Here is an 18,480-nt window from a genome sequence, read left to right as displayed (position 1 = left end):
CTTCGCGACAGGGAGGATTAAGAAAGGGCGCCACCCCCTACCCCGCCAACTCCTCCAGCCACTGCGCGATCATCCGCCGTCCCGCCGCGACCGCGCCCGGGCCCAGCCGCGCGTGGTCGGCGCGCATCGTCTCCGGCGAACTGCCGACCTCGGCGAGCGCCTCGGGCCATTGGTCGACCCAATGGTCGAAGCGCGGGTCGAGGCCCATTTCGGCGTGGAATTGCAGCGCGAGGATGTTGGGTCCGCGGCGGAAGGCCTGGTGCGGATAGGCCGCGCTCGATGCAAGCAGCTCGACGTCGGCGGGCAGGTCGAAGGTGTCGCCGTGCCAGTGGAGCACCGGCACCTCGGCGAGATGGCCGAGCGGGGATGCGGGATCGAGGATCGTCAACGCGTCGAAGCCGACCTCCTTCGCGGGGCCCGGATAGACGGACGCGCCGAGCGCGGCGGCGATCATCTGCGCGCCGAAGCAGACGCCGAGCGTCGGCCGCCCCGCCTCGAGCCGGCGCGCGAGGCGGCGGAGCTGGCAGGCGATCCACGGATGCTCGGCCTGCTCGTAGACCCCCATCGGGCCGCCCATCATGATCAGCAGGTCGGGCGCGCCGAGGTCGAGCGCGCCGAAATCCGGATCGCCGACATCGATGCGGTCGAGCCTGTAGCCCGCGGCCTCGATCGGTTCGCGGAAACCCGCAATTCCCTCGTGCGGCACATGGCGGATGATGAGACCGGTGTTGGTCATGGGCCTGAACTGACTCGATAAATCTGGCGACGAAGCGAGTATTTGCCGCGCCGTTTCGAACGACTCGCATCTAGCCAGAATCGATACCCGCTGTCACTCTACCAAAGCAGTAGAGATACTGTGGCGGCCCGTAGCTGAGCTTGGCTTCCCTCAGCTACGGGCCGCCATTCCTATCGGGCCGGCGGCCGGTGCTCGCCGAAGTTGAGCGCCGCGCGCCGCAGGAAATCGCCGATCATCGCCATGTCCGCCGCGCCGTCGCCCGCCGCCGCCGCGCGCATCCGCGCCGCATCGGGGAAGACGCCATAACCCGCGAACAGGCAGTGCCAGCTGATGCTGCCATAATAGGTGCCGATGCCGCGCTCGGCGATCACCGCGTCGATGTCGCCGCGGGTGAACCAGGCGGTGATCATCGCCTTGAGGTCGTCGGACAGCGCCTCCATCGCCGCGGCGTCGCGCCAATAGTCGCCGGCGTCGGCGCGCCGGTTCATGCGATAATGCGCGACGATATAGTCGCGGATGCCCTCGTAGCGCGCGGCGATGCGCTGATTGAACACCACGCGGTGCTGCGGGGTGAAGCCGCCGCTTTCGAACGCCGCGATAAATTCCTGCGCGGTGGCGATGACGATGTGCAGCGCGGTGGCTTCGAGCGGCTCGACGAAGCCCTGCGCGAGCCCCATCGCGAGGCAATTGCCCGTCCAGCTCTCGGCGAGGCGCCCGACCTTCATCGGGAGGTGCCGCGCGACGACCTCGTCGCCGACGCCGAGCGCGGTGCGGAGTTCGGCCTCGGCGGCGTCGGCATCGAGATAGCGGCTCGAAAAGACATAGCCGTTGCCGACACGCGTGGTCAGCGGGATCGTCCAGCACCACCCGGCCGCCATCGCGCTGCTGCCCGTGGCGACCGGCAGCGGTGTGTTTTCGCGGTGCGGCGTCGGCATCACCACCGCGCGGTCGTTGAAGAGATTGTCCGCGAAGGGCAGGAATTTCGCGCCCAGCGCTTGCTCGGCGATCAGCGCGCGAAAGCCCGAGCAGTCGACGAAGAAGTCGCCTTCGACCGCTTCGCCATCGTCGAGGAGCAGCGCCTCGACCAGGCCTTCGTTGCCGACGCGCACATGTTCGACCTTGCGCGGCCGATGCGCGACGCCGAGCCCGGCCGCATGGTCGCGCAGGTACGCGCCGACCTTGTAGGCGTCGAAATGATAGCCGTAGCTCAGCTCGAAGGGGAAATTCTCCGCCGGGTGCGGCCCCTGCCCCGCCGCTGCGAGCCGCGGCGCGAGATAGAAGGCGTCGGGGTGCGCGGGCACGTCGACGCCGCCGCGGCGCAGCGCCGCATTATGGACGAAGGCCGGCTGGCTATGGACGTCGAGCGGCGCCGGAAAGGGATGGAAATAGCCCGGCGCGCCGGCGCCGCCCCAGCCCTCGAACCCGATGCCGATCTTGTAGGTCGCGTCGCACGCGGGCATCCAGTCGCTTTCGGCGATGCCGAGCGTGTCGAAAAAGGCTTTGAGCTGCGGCGTCGAACCTTCGCCGACGCCGATGATGCCGATCTCGGGCGATTCGATCACGGTGACGCTTGCGCGCCCCGCCCATTGCTTCGCGAACAGGCACGCGGTCATCCACCCCGCCGTCCCGCCGCCGAGTATGACGATGCGGAAGGGCGGGTTGTCGCTCACTTCGCGCGCCTCATTTCGCCGGCGCGAGCCGGATCGCCGCGCCGGCGCCGGGCGCGAGCCATAATTTGTACGTATCGCCTTTCTTCACCTTGATCGTCTCATAGGCGATCTTGTGCCGCGCATCGGTGAGATAAGTGGCGCCCTCGCCGTCCTTGTAGATGGTCGCGGTGTAGGTCTTGCCGGGCTCGAGGAAATCGAAGGCGAGGTCGAGCGTCCGCGCGGTTCCGTCGTTGACTCCGCCGACATACCAGTCGGCGCCCCTGCGGTCCTTGCGCGCGAAGATCGCATAGTCGCCGACCGCGCCCGCGATCAGCCGGCTCTCGGCCCAGTCGGCGGGAACGCGTTTGATGAAGTCGAGCTCGCGCGGATGCGCGGCGAGGCTTTCGGGGAAATCGGCCGCCATCTGGATCGGCGAATAGATGGCCAAGTACAGCCCGAGCTGCTTCGCCAGCGTCGATGCGAGCGGCGCCTTGTTCGCGCCCTCGAGGCTGAGCACGCCGGGGGTGAAGTCCATCGGCCCCGACAGCATGCGCGTATAGACGAGCGTCGGCTCATGCTCGGGCCCGTTCGCGAAGGCGCCCCAGGCGTTATATTCCATGCCGCGCGCACCCTCGCGCGCGACCCAGTTGGGGTAGGTGCGGCGGAGGCCGGTGTCCTTGACCGGCTCGTGCGGGTTGACCGCGACCCTGTATTTCGCGGCGGTCTCGACGACCTTCAGATGGTGCTGCACCTGGCGCTGGCCGTCGTGCCACTCCATGCGCGTCTCGCCCGGCGTATCGCCCGGCGCGATGATGCCGCCGGCGTCGGCGACATAGCCGGTCTTGACCGTGCCGACGCCGAGCTGGCCATAGAGCTTCATCGCATCGTCGAGCTGCGCCTCATACACCGCGATATTGCCGCCGGTCTCGTGATGCCCGATCAGCTGCACGCCCTTTTTGCGGGCATAGTCGGTCACGCCCTTGAGGTCGAAATCGGGGGTCGCCTGGGTGAAGCTATATTCGTCGCCATGGCCGAACCAATTGCCGTTCCAGCCCTTGTTCCAGCCCTCGACGAGCACGCCGCCGAAGCCGTGCTTGGCGGCGAAATCGATCGTCGCTTTGGTGCGCTCGGTCGTCGCGCCATGCTTCGGCCCTTCGGCCCAGCTCCAGTCGCCGCGGATCATCCCCCACCAGATGCCGACATATTTCATCGGCTTGAACCAGCTGGTGTCGCCGAGCTTGTTCGGCTCGTTGAGGTTGAGTTCGAGGTCGCTCTCGACCAGCCCGGCGGCATTGTCGGTGATGCGGATCGTCCGCCACGGCGTCGCGAAGGGCAGGTCGCGCACGACGCGCGGCCCCTGCGACGAGGGCGAGAGCGTCGCGCGGAACTTGCGCCCCTCGGCGCGCTTCAGCCACATGCCGGCATAGTCGACCAGCGCCGCCTCGTGGAATGCCATATGCGTGCCGTCGGCGAGCCGGATCGTCATCGGGGTGTGCGCGGTGGCGACGCCCTCGATCGGGGTTTCCTGATAGACCTGCTCGTAGCGGTTCCACTCGCCGCCGGGGATCCACCAGGCGGTGCCCGCGGGGGCGATGTCGAATTCGGTGAGCTCGTCGGCGATGTTCGCGGTGGTCAGCCCCGGCTGCTCGGGCAGTTCGTAGCGAAAGCCGATGCCGTCGTCGAACAGCCGGAAACGGACGTTCATCAGATGCCCGCCCCAGCTTTCGTTCTGGCGGAAGCGCACCAGCAGCTCCTCGTGCCGGTCGCGCACGAAGCGGCGTTCGCCCCACGGCAGTTCCCAGGTTGCGTCGCCGGTGGCGCGCTCGACGCTCTCGATCGCGAAGCCGCGCTGCAGCCCGATGCGGTCGGTGAGGATGAAGCCGAGCTTCGACGGTGCGATAAGCAGCTGGCCCTTGCGCGACAGCGACCAGGTCGGACGCTGGTCGTTGTCGGTCGCGACGGTCAGCACGAGTGCGCCATCGGGTGACGCCACAGTCGTTGGTGCAGGCGCCGGCTGCGCGAGGGCGGGAACCGCCGCCGCGACGGCGGTGAAGAACATCAGGCTACGCATCACTTCGTCTCTTCCATTTCCAGCCACAGCACGCCCGCGGGCGGCAGCTGTTTTTCGTTGGCGCCATTTAGCGCGAGCAGCACGCGGCCATCGCCCTGCCCGGCCACATCGATCGGCGCCGCGCCGAGGTTGAACAGGCAGCGCAGATGCTGCCCTTCGCCGACGCGGTCGAAGCCGAGCAAATCGCCCTGCACCACCCAGCGCGCATTGGCGCCGAGCCGCAGCGCCGGGCTCGCCGCGCGCAGCGCGAGCAGCCGGCGCGTCAGCGCGAGCATCGAGGCCGGATCGGCCTCCTGCCGGTCGACCGCGAGCGCGTCATGCGCTTCGCCCAGCGGCAGCCAGGGGTCGCCGTCGCTGAACCCCGCGTGCCGCGCGCCCGCGACCCACGGCAGCGGGGTGCGCGCGCCGTCGCGCGACAGCGTCAGCGGCCAGTTCTTGAGCGCCTCGGGATCCTTGACCAGCTCGAAGGGGATATCGACCTGCCCCAGCCCGAGCTCCTCGCCATTGTAGAGGATGATATTGCCGCGCAGCGCGCAAAGCAGCGCCATCTTCATCGCGGCATAGGCCGCCGCATCGACCCCCTCGACCGCCCAGCGCGACAGCGCGCGCGGCGCGTCGTGATTCTCGAATGCCCAGCTCGGCCAGCCGATGCCCGGCGCGTCGGGCCACTGGTCGGCGGCCTCGCGCACCAGCCGCGGGGTCAAAGCGTCGGCGTAGAGGAAGTTGAAGCCATAGGCGCTGTTCAGCCGGCGCTCGCCCGCGGTGAACAATTTCATCTCGCGCTCGGCGTCCTCGCCGCCGACCTCGGCGACGGTGAAGGCGCCCTCATATTGGTCGGTCAGCGCGCGGATGCGTTCGAGGAACAAGGCGATGTCGGGGTGCGACTGGTTGTAGATCTTCTGCTGGAAATCGAAGGGCCGGGTGCGCGGCTTGTTCGACGGCGGCGCGGGCGGATTGTCGCGCAGCAGCGGGTCGTGCATCGAGAAGTTGATCGCATCGATGCGAAAGCCGTCGACCCCGCGGTCGAGCCAGAAGCGCACCGCGTCGAGCAAGGCGTCCTGCACCTCGCGATTGTGGACGTTGAGCTGCGGCTGGCTGCTCAGGAAGTTGTGCATATAATATTGGCCGCGCCGCGCGTCCCACGTCCACGCCGGGCCGCCGAACACCGACTGCCAGTTGGTCGGCGGCGAGCCGTCGTCCTTCGCGTCGGCCCAGACATACCAGTCGGCCTTGGCATTGGTCCGGCTCGCGCGGCTTGTCGCGAACCAGGCGTGCCGGTCCGAGGTGTGCGCGAAGACGAGGTCGGTGGTGACCTTCAGCCCCAGCGCATGCGCCTTCGCCACCAGCGCGTCGAAATCGGCGAGTGTGCCGAAGATCGGATCGACGTCGCAATAGTCGGCGACGTCGTAGCCGAAATCCTCCATCGGCGAGGGATAGAAGGGCGACAGCCAGATCGCATCGACGCCGAGCGACGCGACATAGTCGAGCCGTGCGGTGATGCCGGCAAGGTCGCCGATGCCGTCGCCGTTCGAATCGGCGAAGCTGCGCGGATAGATCTGATAGATGGCGGCGCCCTTCCACCACGGCAGGGCGGCGGCGGGCGCCGGGGCGAAATCGGGCTTCGGGAGGGACTGGTTCGTCGTCACTTGGCGTCGCTTATTCGCTGGCCTGGCAGATGATCGTGCCGAAGGCGGGGAGGGAAAGGCTAAGGCTGCCCGGCGCCGCGGGCGCCGCCGGACAATCGCCATGGAGCGCGGTAAAGCCCGCGCTTTTCATATCGATGGCAATATTGGCGGTGACCGGCGCCGCGGAGGTGTTGAACGCGACCACCGTCTCGCGCCCGCTGTCGGGGTCGAAGCGCGACAGCGCGAGCAGCCCCGGCTTCTCCGAAAAGGCGCGCAGCGTCGTGGTGCCGCGCGACAGCGCCGGGCTCGCGCGGCGCACCGCCGCGAGCTCGGCGATATGGCGGTAGAGCGGGTGGCCGGTGTCGAAATTGGCGGCCGCGGTCGTCGCGTCGCTGCCGATGAGGTCGTTGTCGTTGTAGACCGCGACCTGCGAGGCGAACATATCCTCGCGGGCGAGCTGGTCGTTACCGTCGGAGACGAAGCCCTGTTCGTCGCCATAATAGATCACCGGCACCCCGCGCAGCGCCAGCAACATGCTGTGCCCCAGCTTCACCCGCGCGAGCAGTTCGGCCTCGCTCGCGCCGGGGTTCGCCTGTTTCACGAACATCGCGAAGCGCCCCATGTCGTGGTTGCCGAGGAAGGTGGGCAGTTCGAGCGCGGCGCTCGCCCCGCCCCTGTAGAGCAGGTCGCCGTCGAACAATCGCGCGAAGTCGGCGGTGCCCCTGGTGCCGCTCACCGCGTCGATGGTGGCGCGCGCGAAGGCGAAGTCGAGCACCGCGGGCAGCCCCGCCGCATGCGTGTGCCAGGCGAGCCCGCCGGGGTCGACGGCGTCGATATAGACTTCACCGAAGATGTGGAAATTGGGGATGCCCTTTGCCTTGGCGCGTGCCTGCATCGCGGGGACGAAGGCCTGCCAGAATTCGGGGTTCACATGTTTGGCGGTGTCGATGCGGAAGCCGTCGATGCCGAATTCGTCGATCCAGCGGCCGTAGATGTCGATGAAACCCTGAACGACCTTCGGGCTCTCGGTCGCGAGATCGTCGAGCCCCGCGAAGTCGCCGTAGAGCGCCGATTCGCCGACCCAGTCGCTGTTGCCGCGGTTGTGATAATGGATCGGGTCGTTGAGCCAGGCTGGGACCTTCACCTCCTCCTCGCCCTTGGGCACCACCGGGGTGTAGGCGAAGGACGGATCGGTGAGCTTCGCCCAATTGCTGGCGCTCGGGTCGTGGTCGCCGGCGAAGCCCGGGTTGATCGGCGCACCCGCCACCCCGCCGCGCCGCGAATAGGGATAGTCGGCGAGGCCGCGATATTTATAGCCCTCGGCCTCGCCCTCGGCGTAGCGGATGACGTCGGCGGTGTGGTTGGTGATGATGTCCATATAGACCTTCATCCCGCGTGCATGCGCCGCGTCGACGAAGGCCTTGAACTCGGCGTTGGTGCCGAAATGCGGATCGACCTGGGTGAAGTCGGTCACCCAATAGCCGTGGTAACCCGCGCTCTCGTCGCCCTTCGGCCCCTGCACCGGCTTGTTCTTGAAGACCGGCGCGAACCAGATCGCGGTGGCGCCCAAACCCGCGATATAGTCGAGCCGCGTCGTCAGCCCGGCGAGGTCGCCGCCGTGGTAGAAGCCCTTGGCGGCGGGGTCGTAGCCCGTCGCGAGCCGGTCGCCCTTCAGCCCGCCCCGGTCGTTCTTCGCATCGCCGTTCTCGAAGCGGTCGGGGAGCACAAAATAGACGAGCTCGTCGGTCGGCGCGCGGGCGCGTACCGCGGCGATATCGGGCTCCTGCGCGGCGGCCGGCAGCGGTGCCAGCAGCAGCGCGAGCGGGGCCCAAAGGCGATGGACGCGGCGGATCATGCGGCAACTCCGGTCGGGGACAGGCTTTTCAGGAAAGCGTCGTAGGGCGGCATCGCCGCGACCTCGCGTTCGATGACCAGTCTGTTGGTATCGAGAAAGCCCTTGAGGTCGCTCTCGCTCAGCGTGTCGGCGAGCGGGTGCCAGCTGCGCGGCATCACGCCCTGCCCGACCAGCACCTGCAGCCAGCCGGGCTCGGTGAACAATTCCTCATGCTCGCGCACGATCAGCCCCTGCGCGCGGAACTGGTCGAGCTTCGCGGCGAGCGTATCGGGGATCTCCATCGCCGCGCGCTCGCGCCAATAGGGCGTGTCGGACCGTTCGGTCGCTTTGTAATGCAGGACGATGAAGTCGCGGATGCGCTCCCATTCGAAATCGCTCTGCCGGTTGTACTCGGCGACGATCGCGGGGTCGGGTGCGCCCGCGGGGAGCAGGTTCAGCAGGCGCGAGATGCCCGACTGGACGAGATGGATGCTCGTCGATTCGAGCGGCTCCATGAACCCCGCCGCGAGCCCCAAGGCGACGACGTTGCGGTTCCACATCTTCTGCCTTTTGCCGCTGGTGAAGCGCAGCCGGTTGGGCGCCGCCTGCGCCGGGCCGTCGAGGCTGGCGAGCAGCGCCGCCTCGGCTTCATCGTCGCCCAGGAAGCGCGAACAATAGACATAGCCGTTGCCGATGCGGTGCTGGAGCGGGATGCGCCACTGCCACCCCGCGTCGCGTGCGATCGCGCTTGTATAGGGTTGCTGCGCGGCGTCGCCATGGCCGCAGGGCACCGCGACCGCGCGATCGTTGGGGAGCCAGTGCGACCAGTCCTCATAGCCGGTGGCGAGCGCGCCCTCGATCAGGAGCCCGCGGAAACCCGAGCAGTCGACGAACAAGTCGCCCGCGACGCGCCGTCCGCCTTCGAGCCGCACCGCAGCGACATCGCCGTTCTCGTTCTGCTCGACCGAAACGACCTTGCCCTCGACGCGCGTCACGCCCCAACCCTCGGCGCGCCGGCGCAGGAAGGCGGCGTAAAGCGCAGCGTCGAAATGAAAGGCATAGGGCATGGCGGGCGCATGCGCCGACACGCCGGCGCCGCGCCGGAAGCGCGCGGCGTGGGCCGCGCTTTCGTTGAGCGAATAGGCGTCGAGGCTGCCCGCGATGCCGAGGCTCCGCCCGCGCAGCCAATAGTGGTGGAAGGGCAGCAGCCCCAGCCCGCGCCCGATCGCGCCGAAGGCGTGCATGTAGCGATGCCCCGGCCGCGCCCAGCCGTCGAATAAGATGCCCTGCTTGATCGTACCTTGGGTGGCGCGCAGGAACTCGTCCTCGTCGATGCCCAGCGCTTCGTTGAACAGGCGAATCTGCGGGATCGTCGCCTCGCCCACACCGACGGTGCCGATCGCCTCGCTCTCGACCAAAGTCACCGACCAGCCCTGCGGCAGGAAGCGGCGCAGGCACGCCGCGGCCATCCAGCCCGCCGTGCCCCCGCCGATGATGATGAGCCGCATGGGGGTCATTTGATCGAACTCAGGCCTCGGGTGCAAACAAAAGTGCGGGGGCGACCGCAGGGGCCGCCCCCGCAGGGGAGGGTATCAGAATTTGAACGAGGCGCCCGCGAGGAAGCGGCGGCCATAGACCTGATAGTCGACCACCGCGCGCGCGTCGCGCGGATCGTCGGTGACGAAGGGTTCGTCGGTCAGGTTCTGGCCCTGGATGAACACCGACAGCCCCTCGAGCGCGCTGCCCGGCTGAAAATCATAGCCGATCTGCGCGTCGATGATCGTCTCGGCGCGCGCGCGGCGCCGCACGCGGTTGCCGCCGAAGCCCGACAGCTCGCCGACGAAGCTCGACCGGTAACGCGCGCTGGCGCGGGCGTTGAAGCCCCATTTCTCGAAATAGGCGGTGCCGTTGGCGACCCATTTCGAATAGCCGGGGATATCCTCCGACGGCGCGCCGGGGGTCGGCTGGATATTGGTCTTGGTATAGGAGGCGCTGCCGGTCACCCCGAAGCCGTCGAGCGCCGAGGTGAAGGTGCTGAACGGCAGCGTCGCGGCGAATTCGGCGCCATAGAGCTTGCCGCCCTCGCCGTTGATCGGCGCGTTCACCGTGCCCATGTAATTGACGATGATCGGGTTGCCGTTGATGTCGTTGCCGACCGGCGCGATCGGGAAGCCGGTGAAGTCGTAGGGGATCGCCTGGTTGTAGATATAGCTCTTCAGCTGCTTGTAGAAGAGCTGCACCGCGACATAGCCCGACCCGCCGAAATATTTCTCGAAGGTGAGGTCGGCGGCATTGGCGCGCCACGGACGCAGGTCCGGGTTGCCCGAATCGCCGCGCACCACCGCGCACTGGCGCCCGGTCGGGCACACCATGCCGCCCGGATCGCCGATCGTCGTGCCATAGCTCAGCGACGCGCGCATGTCGTCGAGCCGCGGGCGGATGATCTCGCGCGCGAGACCCAGGCGGATCACGAAATCGCTGTCGGTGCGCAGCGACAGGTTCAGGCTGGGCAGGACGTCGAGATAGTCGGTGCTGCGGCGCTGCGGAATGCCCTGGATGTTCGGCGAGCCATTGGGGTTGGTCCCGATGAACGAACCCGACGCGCCGTTCGAATTCTGGTCGGTGAAGATCGCCTGGACGCCGATATTGCCGGTCAGCACCGACGAGCCCATTTCCTGGTCGATATTCGCCTGGAGATAGGTGGTCATCAGTTTCTCGGAGACGTCATAGGCCTTGACCACGACGTCGCCATAGGGGTTGGGCACCAGCCGGTAGATGCCCGCCGCGAGCAGGTCGCGCGGGTCGTAGCTGACCACCGGGCCGAGCCCGAGGTACGATAGGTTCGTCGTGCCGCGGCGGAACTGTTCGGGGATGGTGACGCTGGTCAGCCCGTCGGTGTTCGCGACCAGCCCGACGAACGCCTCGTCGGGGGTCAGGCTCTTCTTGCGGTCGGTGTAATTGACGCCGAACTGCACCGATTTCAGGAAGCCGTCGAGTTCGCGTTCGACCTCGACGCGATACTGCCACAGCTCGTCCTCGATGATGCGGTTGTTGTAATAGCCGTCCTGGCCGCCGCGGATGCGGTCGCCGTTCACGCCGGTCTGGTCGCCGCCCCAGCCGAGCGGGCTGGTCAGCCGGATGAGGTTGTAATCGCCATAGTTGAGCCCCGGGCTGAACACCGTGCCGTTGATGTCGCTGGTGAAGCCGATCGTGTCGCGCGCGCCGACGCCCGCGCCGCGCCCGGTGCCGGCGTTGCTTTCGAGGATCAGCTCGTTGCGGTCGGTCTTCGACAGGCTGATGTCGGCGCTGACGTTCCAGCCGTCGTCGCCTTCCCATTTGTTGTTCCAGCCGAAGCTGTAGAGCTTGGCGTTACGTTCGAACACGTCGTTGCGCACGACGCCCTCGACATTGGTGAAGGTGCCCGCGCGCGCGAAGACGAACTGGCCGCTGCTGTCGACGTCGGTGACGTTGACCCCGACGCTGCCGTCGAAGCCCAGGGGCAGTTCGATGCCGCGCTTGATCTGGTCGTCGCTGAAATCCGAATAGAAGGCGTCGAAGGTCGAGGTGAAATTGGGATGCGGGCGCCACTGCACCGTGCCCTGCAGCCCGAGGCGCGTGAGCTGGGTCGAGGTCGCATAGCTTTTCGACCCGCCGATCACCACCGGGCTCGCCGCGGTGCCATTGCCGGCATAGCCCCAGGCGTTGAATTCCTGGATCTGGTAGGGCTCGTCGACATAGCTCGCCGACAGCGCGATGCCGAGCGTGTCGTTCGCGAACTGGTCGACGAACACGCCGTTGACGCGGTAGCCATATTTCTTCGACCCGACGTTCAGCTTGCCGAGGTCGGCCCAGGTGCCGCGCCCGCCGATCGAGATCACGCGCTTGCCGTAATCGAGCGGACGGATGGTGCGCAGGTCCACGGTGCCCGACAGGCCCTGCCCGACGATCGACGCCATCGGCGTCTTGTAGACGAGCACCTGGTTCACGACTTCGCTGGGATATTGGTCATATTCGACCGCGCGGTTGTCGCCGGTCGAGGTCTGCTCGCGGCCGTTGAGCAGGGTGGTCGAGAAGTCGGGCGCGAAACCGCGGATCGAGATCGCGTTCGAGCGCCCCGAGACGCGCTGCGAGGTGAGGCCGGGCAGGCGCGCGATCGCCTCGGCGATCGAGGCGTCGGGCAGCTTGCCGATATCCTCGGCCGACACCGATTCGACGATCTGGTCGCGGCTCTTCTTGGCGTTCACCGCGCTCTGCAGGCTCGCGCCATAACCGGTGACGACGATCTCGTCCTCGCCGGCGTCGTCGGCGACGGGCGCCGTGTCCTGCGCGAAGGCGTGCGGCGCAAAGACGGACATCGCGAGGCCCAGCGCGAGGACGCTGGCGCTGCGGCGCAGTTGCGGATGGCGATTGGTCGGCTTGCTCATTTTTTTACCCCTGGTGCGACGGGGTGGTCTGGCCACGCGTCGGCAAAGGGGGCGGCGCCCGTCGGCCGCACGGCATCCTCACCTTCCGCGTGGGTTGATCCCATCGTCTGCCCCCGCAATTGGAACCAATCGCCCGGCGCCACCATAGGGTATACGTATACGCATATTATGCGCGGGCGCCGACTGTCGCCGAAAAGCCACGCTTTCCGACAATCGACCATGCGCCGCGCGATGGACCCTTCGGACATTGCATCGACCGGACCAATCGCTAGGCTTATGCCCTGCAAGGCGCCGGAAACAGGCGCCCGCCCGACAGGAGAGGAGCATGGGGCGCCCGCCCTCCGCCAAGCCGACCAGCTTCGACATCGCCTATCTCGCGGGCGTATCGCAACCGACGGTGTCGCGTGCGCTGCGCGGCAGCAAATCGGTGAGCGCCGCGACGCGCGCCAACATCGAACGCATCGCGCGCGAGCTCAACTACACCGTCGACAAGAACGCCTCGAGCCTCCGCTCGCAGCGAACGCACACGCTCGCCCTGCTCTTCTTCGAGGATCCGACCCCCGACCAGTCGATGATCAACCCCTTCTTCCTCTCGATGCTGGGGTCGATCACGCGGCAGTGCGCGCTGAGGGGCTACGACCTGCTCATCAGCTTCCAGCAGATGCACAACGACTGGCACGTCGCCTATCAGGACAGCCACCGCTCCGACGGCATCATCCTCCTGGGCTACGGCGACTATCAGACCTATCGCGCGAAGCTCGAGCATCTGGTCGAAATGGACACGAAGTTCGTGCGCTGGGGCTCGGTGTCGGACGACAGCATCGGGCTGACCGTCGGTTCGGACAATATCGGCGCCGGCGTGCAGGCGGGCGAGCATCTGGTCGCGATCGGGCGCAAGGCGATCGCCTTCCTCGGCGACGCGTCGGACCATGCCCCCGAATTCCAGGACCGCTACACCGGCCTCTGCCGCGCGATGGCCGCCGCGGCGCTGACCGCGGACCCCGCGCTCCAGCAGGATGCGGTCTCGTCCGAGGAATCGGGCTATGCCGCGGCGCAGGCGCTGCTCGCTTCGGCGAAGCCCTTCGACGCGATCTTCGCCGCGAGCGACCTGATCGCGATCGGCGCGATGCGCGCTTTGACCGAGGCGGGGCTCAGACTGCCGCACGACGTCGCGATCATCGGCTTCGACGACATCCCCGCCGCCAGCCTGACCAGTCCGACGCTGACGACGGTGATGCAGGATCTGAAGGGCGCGGGCGAACTGCTGGTCGACGCGCTGCTCGCGCGGATCGGCGACGCGCCGGTCGAGCGGAGCGTGCTGCCGACAAGGCTGATCAAAAGGCAGAGCACGGCGGTTTAGACGAACGGGATCGATAGGGCGGATCGGCCGTCACGGTTCGCCAGCCGACCACCCCTGTTGACACCCATGTCAATTGCTGAAACTCTCCGCGCCTGGTATCGGAGACAAGGCGACGTGGCAGAACAGCAAGCAACGGCGCCGACCGGCCTCGCGCCCGCCTCCCGATCCACCGAAGACGCCGCCCTCCGCCCGCGCAGCGTCGCCGCCTTTGCCGCGACCGCGGGACCGACGGCGATCCTCGGCCTGCCGTTCAGCGTCTACCTGCCGCCCTATATCGCCGAAGGCGGCGTGATCGCGGTCGGGCTCGTCGGGCTGCTCTTTTCGCTCACCACCATCTGGGACGGGGTGGTCGACCCGCTGATCGGGACGATGATCGACCGCGTGCGCACCGGGCTCGGCGCGCACCGCCGCTGGATGCTGGCCGCGCTGGTGCCGCTCGCGCTGCTGCTGGCGATGATAGTCACCGTCGGCGACAGCCTGCCCTTCGCCGCGCTCTTCCTGGTGATGGTGCTCTTCTATTCGAGCTTCAGCCTCTACGAGGTCGCGCAATTGTCGTGGGGCTCGGCGCTGGTGCGCACCCCCGCCGACAGCGCCTTGCTCTATGGGATGCGCGACTGGTTCGCGAAGATCGCGCTGCTGATCGCCTTTGCCGCGCCCGCGGCGGCGCAGCTCGCGATCCCCGGGCTCGACCTCCAGGGGCGCATCCTCGCCTATGCCGCGATCTTCCTGATCATGGCGCCCGTCGCGCTCGTCGCGATCGCGCGCGTGCCGCTGCGCGCCGTCGTTGCCGAGCCCGGGATCGGCTGGCGCCACGAGATCCGCGCCTCGCTGGGCTTCCCGCCGCTCATGCTGCTGTTCGGGGTGCAATTCCTCAACAGCTTCGCCTTCGGTTCCTTGACCTCGCTCTTCGTCTTCTTCGCCGCCGCGGTGCTCGGGCTCGACGGACAGAGCGCGGTGCTGCTCTTCGCGAGCTTCATCGGCGGCGCGATCGCCTCGCCGCTCTGGACCCTGCTCGCGCGCCGCTTCGGCAAGCCGCGGACGATGATCGCGATGGGGCTGCTGATCGCCAGCCTGCTGCTCGCGACGCTGGCGCAGGAGCCGCGCGGCCTCGGCCAGGCGACGGGCTTTTCGCTGCTGCTCGGCACGGGCTTCGTCGGATTGCTCTTCACCCAGTCGATGCTCGCCGACCTGATCCCGCGCGACGCCGAACGCTGCGGGCGCAGCCGCGCGGCCTTCCTCTTCGCGCTTTTGAACCTGATGCAGAAGTTCGGCGTCGCCGCGGCGATCGCGGTCAGCTACGCGCTGCTCGACCTCGTCGGCTTCGATCCCAAGCATGGCGCGGCGGCGGCGCGCGCGCTTCATCTGCTCTTCGCGCTCCAGCCGACGGCCGCCTGGGCGCTGATGATCGGGCTGCTCCTTTCGATGCGCCGCCATATGCCGCACCGCGTGGCCAGCCTATGACTTGCAATCGCGCCAAGGCACCGGTAAAGGCCGCTCCATTCGGACAGATGCGCCGTTTTCCCTCCGCCTTTGGCCGGCATGCTCGGCAAGGGTGGGCGGACTATTGCCCGAAGCGCGGTTGACGCGCGGGGGGCCGCAACCCATCTGGCCGGATATTGGACGCTTACGAGGACAGCAGGATCATGGCGAAGACGAGCCCGAGCCAATTCATCAATCAGGTGAAGGATGAAGCGCGCAAGATCGTGTGGCCCACGGGCCGCGAAACGGTGCAGACGACGATCCTGGTGCTCATCATGACCACGATCCTCGCCTTCTTCTTCCTCGGCGTCGATTCGGTCTTCAACGCGGTCGTCACCTGGCTGACGTCGCTCGCGCGCTAAGCCGCGCAACTAACAGGAACAGGACAGACATGGCGCGCTGGTACATCATTCACGCCTATTCGGGTTTCGAGAACAAGGTCCGCGACTCGGTGATCGCCGAGGCCGAACGCATGGGCCTGTCGCAGCTCGTCGAATCGGTCGAGGTGCCCGTGGAGACGGTGACCGAGGTCAAGCGCGGCAAGAAGGTGCAGGCCGAGCGGAAATTCTTCCCCGGTTACGTCCTCGCCAAGCTGACGATGACCGACGACGTCTATCACCTCGTCAAGAACACCCCGAAGGTCACGGGCTTTCTGGGCTCGATGGGCAAGCCGCAGGCGATCAGCGAGGCCGAGGCCGCGCGCATCCTGAACAGCAAGGAAGAGGCCGCAGCGCGTCCGAAGACCGAGATCCGCGTCGATTACGAAATCGGCGACCAGGTCAAGGTGCTCGAGGGCCCGTTCGCGAGCTTCAACGGCCTTGTCGAGGAACTCGATTTCGACAAGGCGCGCGTCAAGGTCAGCGTGTCGATCTTCGGCCGCGCGACCCCGGTCGAGCTCGACTTCGAGCAGGTCGAGCGGATGAAGTGACGGCCCGCGCCGTCCTCTCCCATCAGTTGCGGGCGATTTTATGAGCCTGAGTCCCGAGCAGATTCAGGCCCGCATCGCGCGCGCCCGCGAAATCAACGCCAGCGTCGATGCCGGACCGGTCGTCGCCGCGGTCGCGCGATTGTTCGACCTCGAGCCCGCGGGCGAGCCCGACGAATTCCTCTTCCCCGCGCTCGCCACCACGGCGCGCGAGCGCATCTTCGGCGGGCAGGTGATCGCGCAGGCGATGGTCGCCGCCGCGCGCACCGTCGATCCGGGCAAGCAGGTCCATTCGCTCCACGCCTATTTCCTGCGCGGCGGCGACGAGACCAAGCCGCTGCATTTTCGCGTCCACCGCGACTTCGACGGGCGCAGCTTCGCCAACCGCCGCGTCGTCGTGCGCCAGGACGGCAAGGTGATCTTCAACCTCACCGCCTCGTTCCAGCTGCCCACCCCGGGGCTCGCGCACCAGGTGCCGATGCCCGACCTGCTGCCGCCCGAGGAATGCCGCGATTTCCTCGAGACGATCGCCGCCGATCCGAACGTGTCCGAAGATACCTTCTTCCATATGGCGCGCCGCCGCCCGTTCGAGCTGCGCAACCATCGCCCGCCCGCCTCGGCGAAGGCGACCCAGCATTATCAATGGTTCCGCGTCGCCGCGCCGATCGGCGACGACCCGCTCGTCCACCGCGGCTTCCTCGCCTTTGCGTCGGACATGGGGCTCCTGTCGTCGGCGATGCTGCCGCACGGGCTCAACTTCATGACCCCGGGGCTCTTCTCGACCAGCCTCGACCATGCGATGTGGTTCCACGATGATGTGCGCGTCGATCAATGGTTCGTCTATGTCATGGACAGCGACTGGACCGGCGGCAGCCGCGGGATCAACCGCGGCTCGATCTATCGCCAGGACGGCACGCTCATCGCTTCGGCGGTGCAGGAAGGGCTGCTGCGGCTGGCGCCGCAGGGCTGAGAAGCCTTGCTTTCCCGCGAATTTGCGGCTAACGGCGCCGCTTCGCGTCAGATACGGGCGTGATTCCGCGCGGGAGGAGGGCTGATAACCCTCTGCTTGACCGCTTATTTTGAGCCCCGGATCCGTCCGGGGCGACAGAAAGAAAGGAGGCCGTCATGGCCAAGAAGATCAGCGGCTATATCAAGCTGCAGGTGCCCGCCGGCACCGCCAACCCGTCGCCGCCGCTTGGGCCGGCGCTCGGTCAGCGCGGTGTGAACATCATGGAATTCTGCAAGGCGTTCAACGCCGCGACCGATTCCATGGAAAAGGGCACCCCGACCCCGACCATCATCACCGTCTTCGCCGACAAGAGCTTCTCGTTCGTCACCAAGACCCCGCCCGCGACCTACCTCATCAAGAAGGCCGCGAACCTCAAGTCGGGCTCGAAGGAACCGGGCAAGATCAGCGGCGGCAAGATCGCCCGCTCGAAGCTCGCCGAAATCGCCGAGATCAAGATGAAGGATCTCAACGCGAACGATATCGAACAGGCCACCAAGATCATCGAGGGCAGCGCGCGCTCGATGGGCCTCGAAGTGACGGAGGGCTGAACCCATGGCCAAGCTGACCAAGAAGCAGAAGGCGCTCGAAGGCAAGGTTGATGCGCTGAAGCTGCACACCGTCGACGAAGCGCTGAAGACCGTCCGCGAACTCGCTTCGGCGAAGTTCGACGAAACGCTCGAAATCGCGATGAACCTGGGCGTCGATCCGCGCCATGCCGACCAGATGGTCCGCGGCGTCGTCACGCTCCCCGCCGGTACCGGCAAGGACGTCAAGGTCGCCGTGTTCGCGCGCGGCGACAATGCCGAAAAGGCGCTGGCCGCCGGTGCCGACAAGGTCGGTGCCGAAGACCTGATGGAAGACATGCTCGCGGGCAACCTCGACTATGGCCGCGTCATCGCGACGCCGGACATGATGGGCATCGTCGGCCGCCTCGGCAAGACGCTGGGTCCGAAGGGCCTGATGCCGAACCCGAAGCTGGGCACCGTGACCCCGAACGTCGCCGAAGCCGTGAAGGCCGCCAAGGGCGGTCAGATCGAATTCCGCGTCGAAAAGGTGGGCATCATCCACGCCGGCCTCGGCAAGCTGTCGTTCGGCGAGGAGAAGCTCCGCCAGAACTTCGACGCCTTCGTCGACGCGATCGTCAAGGCCAAGCCGGCCGGCGCGAAGGGCAAGTACGTCCGCAAGATCGCGCTGTCGTCGTCGATGGGCCCGGGCGTCAAGGTCGACACCGCCGACGTCACCGGCGCCTGATTTCAGGCACTGCGATTTAGGGAAGGGCCGGGGGAAACTCCGGCCCTTTTCTTGTGCCCGCTTTGGGGCGGGGGGCTGCCGTTGACCTCCCCTCCCGCAGGCGGGAGGGGTTGGGGG

Annotated in this window: 14 protein-coding genes; 7 read left to right on the top strand and 7 right to left on the bottom strand. The window is 67.4% G+C overall.

Going from position 1 to position 18,480, the window contains the following annotated elements; translation table 11 throughout:
• Positions 1–37 precede the first annotated feature (37 nt).
• The 7 genes from ATE62_RS15300 to ATE62_RS15270 all read right to left on the bottom strand — a co-directional run bounded on the left by ATE62_RS15300 (position 38) and on the right by ATE62_RS15270 (position 12,339).
• The gene (locus tag ATE62_RS15300; RefSeq protein WP_058808259.1) at positions 38–736 is read right to left on the bottom strand and encodes a glutamine amidotransferase; all 699 of its coding nucleotides are present in this window, start codon (positions 734–736) and stop codon (positions 38–40) included.
• 170 nt (positions 737–906) lie between these two features.
• Positions 907–2,406 (bottom strand): tryptophan halogenase family protein, encoded by a 1,500-nt coding sequence (locus ATE62_RS15295; RefSeq protein ID WP_082662847.1) that lies wholly within the window; start codon positions 2,404–2,406, stop codon positions 907–909.
• Positions 2,407–2,416: 10 nt separating this feature from the next.
• The gene (locus ATE62_RS15290) at positions 2,417–4,456 is read right to left on the bottom strand and encodes a glycoside hydrolase family 97 protein (protein ID WP_058818553.1); all 2,040 of its coding nucleotides are present in this window, start codon (positions 4,454–4,456) and stop codon (positions 2,417–2,419) included.
• Positions 4,456–6,102: an alpha-amylase family glycosyl hydrolase gene (locus tag ATE62_RS15285; protein ID WP_058808261.1), complete on the bottom strand. Its 1,647-nt coding sequence runs from the start codon at positions 6,100–6,102 to the stop codon at positions 4,456–4,458. Before ATE62_RS15285 ends, ATE62_RS15290 begins: the two co-directional genes overlap by 1 nt.
• A 10-nt stretch (positions 6,103–6,112) precedes the next feature.
• The gene (locus ATE62_RS15280; protein WP_058808262.1) at positions 6,113–7,936 is read right to left on the bottom strand and encodes an alpha-amylase family glycosyl hydrolase; all 1,824 of its coding nucleotides are present in this window, start codon (positions 7,934–7,936) and stop codon (positions 6,113–6,115) included.
• Positions 7,933–9,432, bottom strand: coding sequence for a tryptophan halogenase family protein (locus ATE62_RS15275; RefSeq protein ID WP_058808263.1), 1,500 nt, complete (start codon positions 9,430–9,432; stop codon positions 7,933–7,935). The genes ATE62_RS15280 and ATE62_RS15275 overlap by 4 nt, the downstream gene beginning before the upstream one ends.
• Before the next feature lie 75 nt (positions 9,433–9,507).
• On the bottom strand, positions 9,508–12,339 hold the full coding sequence (locus ATE62_RS15270; protein ID WP_058808264.1) for a TonB-dependent receptor: 2,832 nt from the start codon (positions 12,337–12,339) through the stop codon (positions 9,508–9,510).
• 325 nt (positions 12,340–12,664) lie between these two features.
• Here ATE62_RS15270 and ATE62_RS15265 point away from each other — a divergent pair, with 325 nt between their 5' ends.
• From ATE62_RS15265 to rplA, 7 genes are all read left to right on the top strand, one after another.
• The gene (locus ATE62_RS15265; protein WP_058808265.1) at positions 12,665–13,699 is read left to right on the top strand and encodes a substrate-binding domain-containing protein; all 1,035 of its coding nucleotides are present in this window, start codon (positions 12,665–12,667) and stop codon (positions 13,697–13,699) included.
• Between the two features lie 114 nt (positions 13,700–13,813).
• Positions 13,814–15,160 (top strand): MFS transporter, encoded by a 1,347-nt coding sequence (locus ATE62_RS15260; protein WP_058808266.1) that lies wholly within the window; start codon positions 13,814–13,816, stop codon positions 15,158–15,160.
• Positions 15,161–15,342: 182 nt separating this feature from the next.
• Positions 15,343–15,540: a preprotein translocase subunit SecE gene (gene secE, locus ATE62_RS15255; RefSeq protein ID WP_058808267.1), complete on the top strand. Its 198-nt coding sequence runs from the start codon at positions 15,343–15,345 to the stop codon at positions 15,538–15,540.
• Between the two features lie 29 nt (positions 15,541–15,569).
• Positions 15,570–16,106 carry a transcription termination/antitermination protein NusG gene (gene nusG / locus ATE62_RS15250; protein ID WP_058808268.1) on the top strand — a complete coding sequence of 179 codons (537 nt, stop codon included), beginning with the start codon at positions 15,570–15,572 and terminating at the stop codon, positions 16,104–16,106.
• A gap of 40 nt (positions 16,107–16,146) precedes the next feature.
• A complete protein-coding gene (locus ATE62_RS15245; protein ID WP_082662844.1) occupies positions 16,147–17,073 on the top strand; it encodes an acyl-CoA thioesterase in 927 nt (308 codons plus the stop codon).
• A 155-nt stretch (positions 17,074–17,228) separates the two neighbouring features.
• On the top strand, positions 17,229–17,660 hold the full coding sequence (rplK, locus tag ATE62_RS15240) for a 50S ribosomal protein L11 (protein ID WP_058808269.1): 432 nt from the start codon (positions 17,229–17,231) through the stop codon (positions 17,658–17,660).
• A gap of 4 nt (positions 17,661–17,664) precedes the next feature.
• The gene (gene rplA / locus ATE62_RS15235) at positions 17,665–18,363 is read left to right on the top strand and encodes a 50S ribosomal protein L1 (RefSeq protein ID WP_058808270.1); all 699 of its coding nucleotides are present in this window, start codon (positions 17,665–17,667) and stop codon (positions 18,361–18,363) included.
• Positions 18,364–18,480 lie beyond the last annotated feature (117 nt).

The sequence above is a fragment of the Sphingopyxis sp. HIX genome, from assembly GCF_001468285.1.
Lineage (GTDB): Bacteria > Pseudomonadota > Alphaproteobacteria > Sphingomonadales > Sphingomonadaceae > Sphingopyxis.
Note: the sequence above shows the minus strand (reverse complement) of the source record. Positions and strands in the feature narration are given on the sequence as shown.